Source organism: Ruegeria jejuensis, from assembly GCF_041537905.1.
In the GTDB taxonomy this organism is placed as follows: Bacteria; Pseudomonadota; Alphaproteobacteria; order Rhodobacterales; family Rhodobacteraceae; genus Ruegeria_C.
On sequence record NZ_JBGRUO010000025.1, the window covers coordinates 20575 to 35368 of the forward strand.

Consider the following 14794-nt stretch of genomic DNA (forward strand, 5'->3'; position numbering starts at 1 on the left):
ATGTATGCTCGGGCCGAGCAGAACCGGGCGGTGCAAACGCGTTCCGGACATAGAAACGACCCACCGGAACAGGGATCATGGCCGCAGAACAGGACACTTCCAACCCAGAACACGCCGCACCGGCCGAGTTCCTGACCAGATTGCTGCATCATCCGCTGACCAAAGTGGTGCTTCCGATCCTGGTCACGGGCATCGCGCTTTTTGCCCTGCATGATCTGTCCGCACGGGTAAGCTGGTCGGATGTGAAGTCCGATATCAGCGACACCCCCTGGCGTATTTTCATCGCCGCCATCGGCTGGACGGCGGTCAGCTATTTTAGCCTGTCCTTCTATGACATTTTCGCCGTGCGCAGCGTGGCCGATGGCAAGGTCCCGGCGCATATCGCGGGCATGGCCGGGGCCAGCGGCTACGCGGTGTCGAATTTCCTGGGCTTTTCCTATGTCACCGGCACCGCCGTGCGCTATCGCATCTATGCCTCGCTGGGGCTGGATCTGGAGCGGGTGGCTGGTGTCATCGCCACCTCCTGGGTGGCGTTCTGGATGGGGCTGACGCTGGTCTTGGGCATACTCATGGCGTTGCATCCACAGGGCCTGTCCTCGGTGATCCCGCTGAACGACACCGCGGAGACGCTGATCGGCGCGGTGCTGCTCTGTGGTCTGCTGTCACTGTTTGCATGGCTGGCACTGGGCGCGCGGAGGCTGGCTATCGGCGGCTTCGGCTTTGATCTGCCCGGCTTCCGTCTGGCGCTGTTGCTGACGCTGGCGGCCATCGGTGACCTGCTGGGTGTGACCATGACATTATATGTGCTGATGCCCAGCGATTTGGCGGTTGGCTTTCCCTACTTCTTCACCGTCGTCATTGCCGCCATTGCGCTGGGCGTGCTAAGCCACGCCCCCGGCGGGCTTGGCGTCTTTGAGGCAACGGTAATTGCAGGGCTGGGCGCAGCTGGCCGGTCAGATGTGTTGGCCGCGCTTGTGCTGTATCGGCTGATCTACACGCTGCTGCCCTTTGCCATCGCCTGTTGCGGCATCGCGGTGGTCTGGACCGTGGCACGGCGGCGCGCAGTCGGCTCGGCCGCAACCGTCGCCTATCGCATCGTCAAACCCATCGTTCCCATCGCTGCCGCTGCCGTGACCATGTTCGCGGGCATCATCCTGCTGGTTTCGGGCACCCTGCCCGCCGACAATGAAAGCATGCGCATCCTGCGCGCCGTGCTGCCGCTGTCGCTGGTTGAGGCCTCGCATCTGATCGGCAGCATCACCGGGCTGCTCTTGATCCTGATTTCGCGCGGGCTTTATCGTAAGCTCTACCGGGCCTGGGTGGTGGCGATGATCCTGATGGGCGTGGGCTTTGTCGCCTCGCTCAGCAAGGGGCTGGACGTGCGCGAGGCGCTCAGCATGCTGCTGACCATCGGCTTTCTCGGCCTCTTTCGCGGGGCCTTTTACCGCGTGGCCGGGGCCTCGATCTTCCGGCTGAACGTGCCGTGGTTTGTCAGCATCGTGGCGCTGCTGGCGGCGGTGTTTTGGCTGGGGCTCTTTGCCTATTCCCATGTCGAATACCAAAGCGATCTGTGGTGGGACTTCGCCTGGAACGCCGATGCCTCGCGCTTCCTGCGCTCCAGCCTTGTGGTGGCGCTAATCCTGGCCGCTATCGCGCTGAACTCGCTGCTCAGCCAGCGGGTACCCGATCAACGCAACTTCGAGGTGCCGCAGGTGGTGCATGATCTGGCGATGGCCAGCGAGGATACCGAGGCGCTGATTTGCCTGACCGGCGACAAGCAATTCCTGATCGCCGAGGATGAGAACGCCTTTCTGGCTTATGCCGATACCGGTAGCTCGCTCATCAGCAAGGGCGAGCCGGTGGGCGATGAGGACGCGGGCAAGCAACTGATCTGGCAGTTGCGCGAAAAGGCCGACAAGGAGGGCAAACGCTGCGCCTTCTACAGCGTCTCGCCCCGCTACCTGCCCACCTTCCTCGATCTGGGCCTCTCGATCCTGAAAATCGGCGAGGTGGCGCGTGCCGACCTGACCGGCTTCACGCTGGACGGCAAACCCCGCAAAGGCTTCCGCCAGGCCCGGAACCGCGCCGAGCGCGAAGGCTATATGTTCGAAATCATCCCCAAGGATGAGCTGCAACCCGCCCTGCCCGAGCTGAAAGAGGTCTCGGACAAATGGCTGACCAACAAACAGGGCGAAGAGAAAGGCTTCTCACTGGGTGGCTTCAGCGAGGCGTATTTGCTGAATTTCGACCATGCCGTGCTGCGCGATGGTGAGAGCGGCAAGATCGTGGCCTTTGCCAACCTGTTTCAGGGCGCGAACAAAAGCGAATTGTCGCTGGACCTGATGCGCTATGACCCCGAGAGCCCCAGTTTCATCATGGATGCGCTGTTCGCTGAAATGATGCTGTGGGGCGCGGAACAGGGCTTTCACTGGTTCTCGTTGGGCGCCGCGCCCTTTTCTGGGATTGAAAACCGCCAGTTGGCCTCGCTCTGGAACCGGATCGGTGGCTTTGTCTATGAACATGGCGAGCAGTTCTATCACTTCGAGGGGCTGCGGTCCTTCAAGCAGAAATTCGACCCGGTCTGGAGCCCGAACTATCTGGCCAGCCCCGGCGGTCTGGCAGCCCCCCGCATCCTTTATGAGATCAACGTGCTGGTCTCGGGCGGGCTGCGGGGCCTGACGAAGTAGGAGCATGCGCCGATGATCGACAGTTACCGCGAACATGCCGCAAACGAGCGGACCTTTCTGGCCTGGGTCCGTACGGTCATCGCGATTGTGGGCTTCGGCCTTGTGGCGACGCGGATGAATGACGAACCGGTGACGATCTGGACCGAAACGCTGATGATGGTGGCGGGCGCACTGGTGCTGCTGCTGGCTTATGTGCGGATGCGGCGCATGCATCACCGGATCAGAAGTGACAAGGCCACGGACGACTACGAAGACACCGCCGACATCATGCTGTTGGTGCTCGTCGGGTCACTTTTTGCGCTGCTCGGGGCATTTGTGCTGCACGTCTCCTGATAGCGGTTTGCGCCCAGACGCGTCGTGCGCGACGAAAAACGCAAAACCGTCACCTACAAAGCGCCGCGCAACAGATCAATGCGAGGGTTTTCGCTCAGCTTTCGGCGGGCGCCCCAGCGCCCGCCTGTTCAGATGCTAGGGATCAGAAGCCGTCCGTTAGATCGGGTCATCGATCGGGCATGTCATCGAAGAAGGCAGCGGAAATGTTACCGTTACACAGAAAAAGGTTGTGCCGCCCTGCGCAGTACACAGCTCGGCGTCAGAGATTTCACGCTGTTTGGGGGCTGCCGGAATATGAAGATACTTCGTATCGGCGGTATCCTGCACCACCTTGATCTCGATATCAGCGGGCAGTTCACCGACGACATCCTCGATCGCCGCTCTTGGATCGGTTTTCAGACGGGCATTGAACGCCTCGTCAGCCCAGGCGCGCTCATAGATGGCGCTAAGTTGGTCTGCGCCTCTCCGTTTGTGCGCGATGGTCATAGCTTTGCTCCTCTCCTTATACCCCGCGCGGGAGAAGCCCCGCTTGAGACGCCGCTAGGCTCATTGAGCTAGGAGCGGAAGCTGCACCCCGGATGAGCAGACCGTTAAGAATGGCTCATGCCGCCGGAACACTCGAAAATGCGTGCCTGCTGAGCATTGCGATTCAGAACTGGCCGCTTGCCCCCAAGGCCCGGAACTTGACCGGTTCTGACTGGCACGCGGCGCCGCGCCTTTTGAGGGCGACCCCGATCTGCGCCGCAACCGCCCGCAACGCCGGGATCAGAACTTTAGCTTTCTTAACCAACGCTTCATCAACGACGCAGCTTGCCAGCCTAGCTTTATATCAGAAAGCCGATTTCCCGGGGCAGATCCCGGCGCGGCCCAATCTGAGAGGAAGGCACGGATGACTGACACACATCAGAAAAGTAGCGAGAAACTCGCCGCGATTTATGAGCGCGCCTGGACTGACAAAGCCTTCAGCGCGCGCCTTGAGAGCGACCCGAAGGCGGCGATTGAGGAAATTGTCGGCGAACTGCCCCAGAACATGGAGTTCAAGGTGGTGCGAGACACGGCGGACAGGAAATACCTGCACATCCCAGCGGCACCCACGCAGGGTGAGGTCTCTGACAATGATCTGGTTGGTGCGACGGGCGGCAGTACGCAATTCTGCCAAACCCAGTCCATCAGCGGGCTGACCTGCACGGTCACGCTCCCACCCAATATTACGATCACATTTGTCCCCTAACGCGGTGGATGTGTAAAGGCTGGCGTCTTGAACGCCCAAACACACGAAGATAGACTGCTCGACTTCGTCGCCTACATCGCGAATGGCTAGTCTGCTCGTCGCGTGGGAGCGGAATAACTTCCGCTCACAGCTCGGGCTCAATGCGGCCAACCGGTGATGTCTCCCCGAGAACGGTCAGAAGGTCTCTGTGTTTCCCTCCTTCATCCGTACGGATGCGGATCGCAAAAAATATGCCGTGGATTCGAGAGAATACGCTAGTATTGCAATATTTTTAATCAAGTTTGGTGGGAGGAACACATGGCTACTTATATTGTTACCGGAAATTATACCGCTCAGGCGATCCAAGGCATGATGGCGAATCCATCTGATCGGGCTGCCGCTGTTAAGCCCTTGGTTGAGGCGGTTGGCGGTAAGGTGATTGCCTACTATGCCACGACAGGTGAAACTGATTTCCTAATGATCTGCGAAGCGGCAGATGGGGAAGATATAGTGCCCGCACTAATGGTCGCGGGGGCGACTGGCACCGTGTCCAACATGAAAACGGTTCGCGGATATTCCAGCGAAGAGTTCATGGAAGCGCAGAGAAAGGCAGGAGGGCTCGCCGCCAAGTTCAAACCGGCCGGCTAAGGCCCTCATCAGGCTTGAAAATGCCGTGATCGGGCGGAGCCCGTCGGGTCTTTGCGTGTCGCGGTTCACGCTGTGGAAACCCCGCTTCATTGCCCGTATCGAGTCAGGGCGGTGGCAGGGTGGCCTGAGCCGAGTTTCCGGCGATGTTTGACCGACAGCTTCGCCGGAACAGTCTATTCCTTCCGGGTCAGCAACACCGCCATGGCGATGTAGTTGAACGGGTAGCGCTCGGGCGTCTCGCAGACGCGCTGTTCGGCGCGGGCGTAGATATAGCGCAAAAGGCCTTCCAGATCCGCGCTGTCAGCAAGGTTCAAACGTAGCGACGTCTCGGTGAAGGCGCGGAAGAAATCGGTATAGGCCTTTGCATAGGTCGCCACATCGCCGTTTTGTTGGAAAGCGTCGACAAAAGAAACAGGGATCTCGTAGAGTTCGGATCGCTCCCGCATGAACAGGGTGTTCAGATCCGAATTGCTGTCCTCAAACGGGGCAAGGACCTCGTCGAGCCTGCGCATATAGACCGGCTGGTAATAGCGCGCGTAAGCCTCCTGCGTCAGCATCCCGGCCTTCAGCGCGTCCAGCACCGCGTCGTTGAGCACATCATAGATGCCGTCACAGGTGCGCAAGGTTTCGCCCGCACCAAACACCTCGATCAACAGTTTGCCGCCCGGAACAAGTTCAGCTGCGCGGGCGCGGGCAAAGCTGCGCAGATCGGCATCAGCCTGCTGCGCAAAGGCGGCCCGCTCTGCCGTGCTGACATGACCGACGGGGTTCAGGGCGCTGGGGCCGTTGGCCAGAATGTATCCCGGCAGGCGGTCGAGCGGCCTGCGGCTGAGAAACCCGATGGCGTTGAATGTCATCGCCATCTGCACCGAGGCGGGTGGCAGCAACTGCCGGAACATGGTGCCCGCCACGGCCGAGGAATAGACATGGTCATCCGCAAAGGCGCTGCCAGCCTCCGGGTTCAGCAGGGCAAACAGGTCTGTGAAGTCATTGGTCGGCAGATCGCTGTGAATGGTCCGGATCGGCCGCTCGCTGCGGGTCCTGAGCGCCGTCACCAGGTGCTGCATCACCGCGACGGAATTGCGGCCCTCGGAACAGCCGAAATCGGCCAGCGTGATCACCCCGCGATCGGGCAGGTCCAGCGCGGCGGCAGCCTCTTCCAGCCAAGGCAGCACATGCGCCGTGGCCTCCCATTGCGGGGCGGAATGGCCGTCATAAAAGCCGTGCCCGACCATCCCCTTGGTGACTTGCATGCGCGCGCGCTCCGTTACCGAATGCTGGCCCCTTCCGGATCCTGGCTCAGCAGATCGCCCCAATCGGTGCGATAGGACATCTCGGCCAGCACGTCTGAGGGCAGGAATTCGCGCCCCTGCCGGATTTGCCATCCGCCGCCCAGCCCCTTGTAGATCGCGACCAGATTGTTCGACACCGCCGCCCGCGCCTGGATCAGATCGGCATCGGCGCGCAAGGCCGCTGACAGCGCATCGATCACGCGGGAATAATCCTGCGTCCCGCCCTGATACTGATCGATGGCGATCTCGACCGAGCGGTCCGAGGCCTTGACGCTCTGGTCATAAAAGCCCACCTGTTTGCGTGCCTGCGTATAGCCGACCATCGCATTCTCGACCTCGGAATACGCTGTGACCACGGTGTTCTGGTAATTCGCGATCAGTTCCTGATAGGCGGCGTCCTGGGCGCGGACATTGTCCTTGATCCGGCCATAGTTCAGCACGTTCCAGACCACGCCCGCACTGGCCAGACTGGTGGTGCCGGAACTGTTGAACAGGTTCTGATTTGCCGAGGCCTGCAGCCCGATCGAGCCCGACAGGATGAACTGCGGATAGAGATCGGCCATGGCGATCCCGACCTGTGCGGATTGCGCGGCGGCCTCAAGCTCGGCGGCGCGGATATCGGGACGGCGGCGCAGCAATTCGGCCGGAACACCGACGGAAACAATGTTCGAACGCGCCGCCGGGATGCGCCCGGTGCCCAGCAGCGAGGTCATTTTCGACGGGGTCGTGCCCAGCAGTACGGCCAACGCATTCTTGGCCTGCTGCAGATCGCTTTCCACCTGCGGCACCAGCGCCTTGGTGTTGTTGAGCAGCGTCAGCGATTCCTGCACGTCCAACTCGGTCGTCACCCCGTTATTGAACCGGATCTGGGCGATATCGGCCGCCTCTTGCTGCAGCTTGATATTGGTCTGCGCGACGCGGAGCGTTTCCTGCAGGGCGCGGATGTTGATATAGACCGCGGCAACGTCCCCGGTCAGTGTCACCAGAGCGTCGTCATAATTGGCAACCTGCGCGGCGAGGTTGGCCTTGCCCGATTGCACGCCACGCCGTTGCGCACCCCAGACATCGGCCTCCCATGTTGCATCGAACCCGATCTGGTTGGTGGTGAAATCCGTATCAAACGGCACCACCTCACGAATTTCACGGATCGGATCGAGGTTCTCGCTGATCACCCGGCGCGAGGCCGATCCGCCCACCGCCTGCGATTGCGGAAACAGCTCGCCATAGGCGATACCGAGCTGCGCGCGCGCTTGCAGCACGCGTGCGCCTGCGATCTGCAACGAAAGGTTCTGGGCGTAAGCTTGGCGAATCAACTTGTTCAGGGTCGGGTCATTGAAGTTCTTCCACCACTCCACAACCGGTTCGCTGCGCGCGGTCAGGCCCGAGCTTTGGCTGGCGCTGGGGCTGTTGGCCTCGATCCATTGATTCATCACGGGCGAGTTCGGGCGCACAAAATCAGGACCAAGCGGCGCGCAGGCGGCCAACGCACCCGCCGCACAGAGCGTCATCAATCTGCCGATACTCTTTCTGCCCCTGCCTGTCATGCCCTGCCCGCCTTGTCTTTTTTGGCCTTAGATGTTGAGCGGCCTGATGAAGTTCGCGAAGGAATAAATCCGCATGTTGATACGTCGGAGAAACTCGAAACTCTGCCCCTTGCCGGTATAGATCGCCACTGCCGCGTGTCCGCCTGCCGGAAAGGTATGCCCCTCGGGCACATCCACCTTGATCTGCACCGCGATATGGCCGGGCGCCTTGGGCAGCACAAAGCCGGGCAAGCGGCCCGAAGGCAGGTATTGCCCCTGCCGGGTGGCCCACCAGACCGCTTCGACCTCACCGTTCAGGATCTCACCGGGGTAAATATCCAGCGCCACCTCGACCGGCTGGCCCGGCTCGACGAATTTCAGGTTCTGCTGGCGATAAGAGGCGAGAATATATGGGGCTTCATCCAGGACAAAGCTGGCAATCGCGCCCAGGCGAATCTCACCCACCACAAGGCCAGGCTTTGCCTGTTGCGAGACGATCATGCCGTCGGCGGGCGCGTAGATCGTGGTGTTGTCCATAAAATACTGGGCCTCGGCCAGTTGCGCGCGCGCTTCGGCCACCCCGGTATTGACGCCGTCGATTTGCGAGCCTTGCCCCAGCTTGGCCTTGACCAGATTGGCTTCGGCTTCGTGAACACTTGCGGTATCCTCGATCACCTGCTCGTTCCAGCGGTCTAGTTCTTCCTGACGGGCACCGCCCTGCGGCACAAGGTTCTGATAGCGGGCCTGCTGGGTCTGGGCATAGCTGAGCTGCGCCTTGGCGCGCACCACCGCTTCGCTGGCGGCGATCACGTCCTGCTCCAGCACTTTGGCGTTCTGTTCGGCGGCGGCCAGTTGCGCCTGTGCCAAAGCCAGTTGCTGCGAAAAAATTGTATCGTCGAATTTATAAAGCGGCTCGCCCTTCTTGACCGGCTGGTTCGGGGTGACCAAAACCTCAGACAGCAATGTCGGTTGGGTCAGGCGCGGCACAATCTGGATGGTCGAACGCACCACATGGCTGTCGATCGACATCGGTTGGAAAAAGCGCAGCGCCACCAGAAAGATCAGCAGCAGATGTGCACCGACCCAGAAGGAAACGATGCCCCAGGCGATATTGAACTTCAGCCATTGCGCCTTGAAGAAGACGAACCAGACGAAAATGATGTAAAAGAGCGTGATGCAGAGTGCGACGAACATATCCGGTTAGCTTTCCCTAGCTCTTTGCACTGTCATCCGGCGCGGCATGATTGTCGCCTGCCTCGCTGTATTCTTCACTAACCTCGCCGCCCAATCTCTTGATTTCCTTTCGGATATTCTTTTTCTCATCTTCGGGCATCCGGCGCAGATCAACCGTTACCCCATCATGGAAGGCCCACATGAAGGCATGAACCCAGGGCACAACGGCCAAAAATCCCATCCAGCCCATGATCTTGACCGCTTCGGCATGGGGATGGTTGCGCTTGATCGCGATGCGGCCCGGCAGGCCCATCAGGAACAGGAACAGCCCCATCACCGCTGCCAGGATCAGGATCAGCGCTAAAAAAGTCAGGTAATCGTAGCGTTCAAGCGGTGCGCCAAGCAGCCCCATGGCATCCCTCCGGTTTTGCAGCGGCGCGGGTCAGCTGCCGCTTTCCAGTTCGTTCAGCAGGTTTCGTTCTGCCGGCAGAACAACCCAAGACATCCTGCGACGTTGTCACCGGCACATCTATTGACAAAGAAGTTATCATGCCCTCGATCAACCTCCTGCGTGGCTTGTATGCCATCGTCTTTTGCAGAACTGTGTCACCCGAGGGTTGTCTTGGCAAGCGTGGCGACCGGCTTTCGGTCATTTCCGTTGTACCAGATCAATGGGTTTTGGGCTCGGGCTCTGCCTCCTGTGGCGCGTTCTCAGTTGCACTTACAGGGATTATCCAAAAGCTGAGGAGTGCAGCCAGAAGGCTGACCAGCGTGATAAAGACTATCGCCCAGGCCACCTCTGCCGAATGGGCGACTGCGGCCAGCGCGGCGGAAATGGCGACAATTGCGATCCGGGCCAGGCTGGTAGAAACCGCCTTCGCCGCAACGCGCTGTTCTTTCGGGGCCACCTCCATGAAATAGAGCGAACGGGCACCACCCAGCCCCGTCACCGCGATTGTCACCAGAAACAGTGAAACCGCATGCACATGGATGTCATGGTCTATGCCCGCGTAGTGCAGCGCCACCAAGGCGCAACCGGTCACTGCAACCATCAGCGCCGCCACCGCCATCACCAGCTTCAGCGAAAAACCGTTCAGCACCCGCCAGAGCGGTGTCGCCACAAGAACGGCCGCTGCGGAAGAGATGATCAGAGCAGTCAGACCCTTGGCCGAGCTGTGATGCGCCTCGGCCGCGATCAGCGCAAAAAACGGCACTGACAGGCCGACCACCACAAAAGACAGCCGGATGACCATGAACCGGCGAAACCAGGGCTCGACAAACAAGTCGCACGCACGGATCAGAAAGCCGGTTGGCGCCCACGGTTTGCGATCACCCGGCGTAGGCGCAGCCCCTGCAGAGATCGCAGTTTCCCGAAAAGCCAACATTGAGACCGCCGAAAGGACAAAACACAGCACCCCGAGGATCACCACGGTGGAATGCCGTGACAGCGCGGGCGCGTCCTGCATCAGTTGATGGACCAGCAGAACCAGCGCAATGGTTCCTGCCCCGCCGATCGCCTTCTGCACATAGCTGACCTGCATGCGGCTCCGCCTGTCCATATTGTCGCTGACGAAATCGACGATCAGCATCGCCTTGATTTCCTCAAGCACGCCGATCATGAAAATCGCGATGACAAAGGCGGCGATCGTGGCCGTGCGGTCGCCCTGCAAAGTGACGACAACAACAAGCAGGAAGCAGACCGCCACCGCGATATCCATACAGATGATCGCGCCCTTCTTCCTGGATAGCCGCGCGATGCTGTCTGAGGCAAAGATATCGGCCAGTGTGCCGGCCCCGTGCCTGATCGTCACCAGAAGCCCGGCCAGAAACATCGGCAGATCAAGCGAGATCGCCAGAAAGGCCAGCACGATCGAGGGGCTGGCCATCGACCAGGCCATCATGTTGAACGCGCCCTGCCCCGCAAGGATCGGCACGTTCCGACGCGCAACCGCCGCGCTGTTTTTCTGGGTGGTGTCCTGCTGGGTGGTCATCGGCTGCGCTTGGCTTTCGGGGCGGGGTTGAGCGAGCATAAAAACAAGGCCCCGCAAAGGGCAACGCAATTTCGGCCCGATGCGCACGGAGCGCGCGCATAAGCGGTATTCCGTCCACAACTGTAATTGGGGATTTGCTTCACCTTTAATTTTATATATTCATGAATTATGGAATCAATGCTACTCAATCGCCTCTCTGCCCTGAGTCATCCGCAGCGGATGGCCATCTTTCGGCTGCTGGTCCGCCGCTGTCCGGATGAGGTGCCAGCCGGAGAGATTGCGCGTGTTTTGGGCCTGAAAGCCAGCACAGCCTCGGTGTATCTCTCGGCGCTCAGCCAATGCGGGCTGATCCGGCAAAGCCGCCGTGGCACCTCGGTCCTCTATCGGATGAACCTCGATGCGGCGCAAAGCGTTGTGTCGGACCTTTTTCAGGATTGTTGCAGGGGTCGCCCCGACCTCTGCCCGCCCAGTTTCACCGACCCAGTTGCAAGGAGTCAGACCATGCGTGACAAGACCTTCAATGTCCTTTTCATCTGCACTGGAAACTCCGCCAGATCGGTCTTTGCCGAGGCGATCCTGCGGCACGAGGCCGGCGACAGGTTCACCGCCTATTCGGCAGGGACACAGCCCCGTTCGGAACTGAACCTATATGCGATCGAGATGCTGAAAAGCCGGGGTATCGACACCTCTGCCCTGCGCGCCAAAAATATCGCCGAGTTCCAGGGGCCCGATGCACCGCCGCTCGATTTTGTCTTCACGGTCTGCGATCTGGCCGCAAACGAGGACTGCCCGGCCTGGACCGGTCAGCCGATCTCGGCCCATTGGGGTCTGCCCGACCCGGTGAAAGCCACCGGGACCGAGGCCGAAAAACGGCTTGCGTTCCAGCAGACCTATGGCGCGATGCATAACCGGATCAAAGCCTTTGCAGCGCTGCCTCTGGGCACGCTCGACCGCGCGTCGCTGCAAAGACATGTCGATGACATTGGAAGGACATCGGAAACCGTATGACAACTTACGCACTTAATGGCCTGGGCCGGATGGGAAAATTGGCGCTGCGCCCGTTGCTGGAACGTGGCGCAAAGATCGCTTTCGTGAATGATGCGGTGGGCGATCCGCATATGCATGCCCATCTGCTGGAATTCGACACCGTCCATGGCCGCTGGCCTGCCGCGTTTTCGGCCACTGATAACAGCATCACCATTGACGGCACGACCATCCCGGCGCTCTCCACGCGAAAGCTGGAGGATCTGCCGCTGGACGGGGTCGATGTGGTGATCGACTGCACCGGGGCTTTCAAAAGTGAGGCCGCGCTCGCCCCCTATTTCGCAGCAGGCGTGCAGAAGGTCGTCGTCTCCGCCCCGGTCAAGGACGAGGGCGTTGCCAATATCGTCTATGGCGTGAACCATGACATCTACGACCCGCAGGCGCACCGGATCGTCACGGCGGCAAGCTGCACCACCAATTGCCTCGCGCCGGTGGTGAAGGTCATCCATGAGGGGCTGGGCATCAAACATGGCTCGATCACCACGATCCATGACGTGACCAACACCCAGACCATCGTGGACCGGCCCGCCAAGGACCTGCGCCGCGCGCGCTCGGCGCTGAACGCGCTGATCCCGACCACAACCGGGTCGGCCACCGCGATCACGCTGATCTATCCCGAACTGACCGGCAAGCTGAACGGCCATGCGGTGCGGGTGCCCCTGCTGAATGCCTCGCTCACCGATTGTGTGTTCGAAGTGGCCCGCGAAACCAGCGCTGACGAGGTCAACGCGCTGTTCAAAGCGGCCGCCGAAGGCCCGCTAAACGGCATCCTGGGCTATGAAACCCGCCCGCTGGTTTCGACCGACTACACCAATGATCCACGCTCCTCGATCATCGATGCACCCTCGACCATGGTGGTGAACGGCACGCAGGTGAAAGTCTATGCCTGGTATGACAATGAATGGGGCTATGCGAACCGGCTGGTGGATGTGGCGCTCATGGTGGGTAAATCCTTATGAGCAAGCCTGAAGGCATGGCGGCTTATATCGCCGTGACAGCGGCCTATTGGGCCTTCATGCTAACCGATGGCGCCTTGCGGATGTTGGTGCTGCTGCATTTCAACACACTGGGCTTTTCGCCGATCCAGCTGGCTTATCTGTTCGTGCTCTATGAGATCGCGGGCGTGGTCACCAACCTGTCTGCAGGCTGGATCGCGGCGCGGTTCGGGCTGACCAGCACGCTCTATGCCGGTCTTGCCCTGCAGGTGGTGGCGCTGCTGGCGCTGTCGATGCTCGACCCGGCCTGGACAGTCGCCGCCTCGGTGGTGTTTGTGATGCTGGTGCAGGGGCTGTCCGGCGTGGCCAAGGACCTCGCCAAGATGAGTTCCAAAAGCGCGGTGAAGCTGCTGGCCCCGACCGAGGGGGCGGGCCTGTTTCGCTGGGTGGCGCTGCTGACAGGATCAAAGAACGCGGTGAAAGGTCTCGGCTTCCTGCTGGGGGCTGGCGCCCTCGGGCTGATCGGCTTTGTCCCGTCGGTGCTGAGCATGGCGGCTATTCTGGCCGTGATCCTGGTGGTTTTGCTGTTCCGGATGCCCTCGGGCCTGCCAACCGGCAGGAAAGGTGCGAAGTTCAAAGAGGTCTTTTCCAAGAACCGCAATGTGAACTGGCTAAGCCTAGCGCGGGTCTTCCTGTTTGGCGCGCGCGATGTCTGGTTCGTGGTGGGCATCCCGATCTATTTCTACGCGGTGCTCTCGGACGGCACGCCCGAGGGCAACCGCGCGGCGTTCTTCATGGTCGGCACGTTCATGGCGCTCTGGATCATCCTCTACGGCGCTGTGCAGGCCAGCGCGCCAAAGCTGCTGCGCGCGCGCGACCGCAGCGAGGCAGAGATCGTCGCCGGGGCCCGGTTCTGGGTCGGACTCTTGTTCTTCGTGCCGCTCCTGCTGGCCGCTCTGGCTTGGCTCGCCGCAACACCCGCCCTGTGGCTGACCATCTGCCTCATTCTCGGTTTGCTGGCCTTCGGCGCGCTTTTTGCGCTGAATTCCTCGCTGCATTCCTACCTGATCCTCGCCTTCACCAGTTCCGAGCGCGTGACGATGGATGTGGGGTTCTATTACATGGCAAATGCAGCTGGTCGATTGCTGGGCACGGTTCTGTCCGGGCTGAGCTACCAGTTCGGCGGATTACCGTTGTGTTTGGGAATCGCGGCGCTGATGATTGCACTAACCTGGCTGAGCTTGGGCAACCTGTCGATGCAAGGCAATTCGAGAGACCTGCCCTCAGCGTATTAGAACTGACCCGTGCTATTGCGGTATCTCGCAAAATGAGAGTGCCATTGCGACCAAGAATAAGGGTTTGTGAAGGTATTGCAGCAACGGGTTTAAACAATGGCAAGATGAGCGCCACGCTCCAAACAACTCCTCTCTGAACGCAACCCCGTATTCTGAAGAACAGAGTAACCCCAGATTAAGTTGCTCAGGCGGTGCATTGACTGAAACAGTTCATGGCTATGTAGTAGTTTGAGTGACCTAGCCATAAGCGGGGAATTGTTATGAAACGACTATCTATCGCCATAATGGCAGTGCTTGTTTTTCCGCTGCTAGCTAACTTAGCACACGCGAAAACGCAGGGTTTTACCACAACCTCGGCCCACATGCGGGCTGGGCCAGGGATCAGTTACCCGGTTGTCGCGACGTTGCCTCAGGATGCAACGATCGAAATCTACGGGTGTCAAACGGGTTATAGCTGGTGTGATGTGTCGTGGAACGCTGCACGTGGTTGGATTTCATCCAACTACATTCTGACAGACAGAGACGGCAAGAAATCAGTTCTGACACCAGTACTCGCCGCAGAAATCGGTATTGCGATCATCGAATTCAATCAGGCCTACTGGAATAACCACTACGAGCGGTACCCGTGGTATGCCGATTGGAACCGCTACTACCACCCCTACC

The 14794-nt window shown here is 60.2% G+C and carries 13 protein-coding genes and 1 pseudogene; 8 read left to right on the forward strand and 6 right to left on the reverse strand.

Annotation, left to right across the window (positions count from 1 at the left end):
* Positions 1-77 precede the first annotated feature (77 nt).
* Both mprF and AB1E34_RS21960 read left to right on the forward strand, forming a co-directional pair.
* Positions 78-2687, forward strand: coding sequence for a bifunctional lysylphosphatidylglycerol flippase/synthetase MprF (mprF, locus tag AB1E34_RS21955; RefSeq protein WP_372574450.1), 2610 nt, complete (start codon positions 78-80; stop codon positions 2685-2687).
* Between the two features lie 12 nt (positions 2688-2699).
* Positions 2700-3020, forward strand: a complete 321-nt coding sequence (locus AB1E34_RS21960) for a DUF202 domain-containing protein (protein ID WP_372574451.1) — start codon at positions 2700-2702, stop codon at positions 3018-3020.
* Positions 3021-3176: 156 nt separating this feature from the next.
* Here the strand turns inward: AB1E34_RS21960 and AB1E34_RS21965 are convergent, their stop codons facing one another.
* Complete coding sequence (locus AB1E34_RS21965) at positions 3177-3506, reverse strand: NHLP leader peptide family RiPP precursor (RefSeq protein WP_372574452.1); 330 nt, start codon at positions 3504-3506, stop codon at positions 3177-3179.
* A gap of 403 nt (positions 3507-3909) precedes the next feature.
* Between AB1E34_RS21965 and AB1E34_RS21970 the strand changes: the two genes are divergently transcribed.
* Both AB1E34_RS21970 and AB1E34_RS21975 read left to right on the forward strand, forming a co-directional pair.
* A complete protein-coding gene (locus tag AB1E34_RS21970; protein ID WP_372574453.1) occupies positions 3910-4251 on the forward strand; it encodes a hypothetical protein in 342 nt (113 codons plus the stop codon).
* A 297-nt stretch (positions 4252-4548) separates the two neighbouring features.
* Positions 4549-4878: a GYD domain-containing protein gene (locus AB1E34_RS21975; RefSeq protein WP_372574454.1), complete on the forward strand. Its 330-nt coding sequence runs from the start codon at positions 4549-4551 to the stop codon at positions 4876-4878.
* A gap of 173 nt (positions 4879-5051) precedes the next feature.
* Here AB1E34_RS21975 and AB1E34_RS21980 read toward each other — a convergent pair whose 3' ends face one another.
* The 5 genes from AB1E34_RS21980 to AB1E34_RS22000 all read right to left on the reverse strand — a co-directional run bounded on the left by AB1E34_RS21980 (position 5052) and on the right by AB1E34_RS22000 (position 10896).
* Positions 5052-6131, reverse strand: coding sequence for a class I SAM-dependent methyltransferase (locus AB1E34_RS21980; RefSeq protein WP_372574455.1), 1080 nt, complete (start codon positions 6129-6131; stop codon positions 5052-5054).
* A gap of 14 nt (positions 6132-6145) precedes the next feature.
* Positions 6146-7678: an efflux transporter outer membrane subunit gene (locus tag AB1E34_RS21985; protein WP_372574456.1), complete on the reverse strand. Its 1533-nt coding sequence runs from the start codon at positions 7676-7678 to the stop codon at positions 6146-6148.
* A gap of 63 nt (positions 7679-7741) precedes the next feature.
* Entirely contained in the window at positions 7742-8887 is a 1146-nt protein-coding gene (locus AB1E34_RS21990) for an HlyD family secretion protein (protein ID WP_372574457.1), read from the reverse strand.
* 16 nt (positions 8888-8903) lie between these two features.
* Positions 8904-9278: a DUF3302 domain-containing protein gene (locus tag AB1E34_RS21995; RefSeq protein ID WP_372574458.1), complete on the reverse strand. Its 375-nt coding sequence runs from the start codon at positions 9276-9278 to the stop codon at positions 8904-8906.
* Positions 9279-9534: 256 nt separating this feature from the next.
* Positions 9535-10896 carry an MFS transporter gene (locus AB1E34_RS22000; protein WP_372574459.1) on the reverse strand — a complete coding sequence of 454 codons (1362 nt, stop codon included), beginning with the start codon at positions 10894-10896 and terminating at the stop codon, positions 9535-9537.
* A 129-nt stretch (positions 10897-11025) separates the two neighbouring features.
* Between AB1E34_RS22000 and AB1E34_RS22005 the strand changes: the two genes are divergently transcribed.
* From AB1E34_RS22005 to AB1E34_RS22020, 4 genes and pseudogenes are all read left to right on the forward strand, one after another.
* On the forward strand, positions 11026-11865 hold the full coding sequence (locus AB1E34_RS22005; protein WP_372574460.1) for a metalloregulator ArsR/SmtB family transcription factor: 840 nt from the start codon (positions 11026-11028) through the stop codon (positions 11863-11865).
* Positions 11862-12860: an ArsJ-associated glyceraldehyde-3-phosphate dehydrogenase gene (locus AB1E34_RS22010; RefSeq protein WP_372574461.1), complete on the forward strand. Its 999-nt coding sequence runs from the start codon at positions 11862-11864 to the stop codon at positions 12858-12860. Before AB1E34_RS22005 ends, AB1E34_RS22010 begins: the two co-directional genes overlap by 4 nt.
* Positions 12857-14131 carry an organoarsenical effux MFS transporter ArsJ gene (arsJ, locus tag AB1E34_RS22015; protein ID WP_372574462.1) on the forward strand — a complete coding sequence of 425 codons (1275 nt, stop codon included), beginning with the start codon at positions 12857-12859 and terminating at the stop codon, positions 14129-14131. Before AB1E34_RS22010 ends, arsJ begins: the two co-directional genes overlap by 4 nt.
* A gap of 362 nt (positions 14132-14493) precedes the next feature.
* A pseudogene (locus AB1E34_RS22020) lies at positions 14494-14628 on the forward strand (SH3 domain-containing protein); the annotation flags it as partial.
* Positions 14629-14794 lie beyond the last annotated feature (166 nt).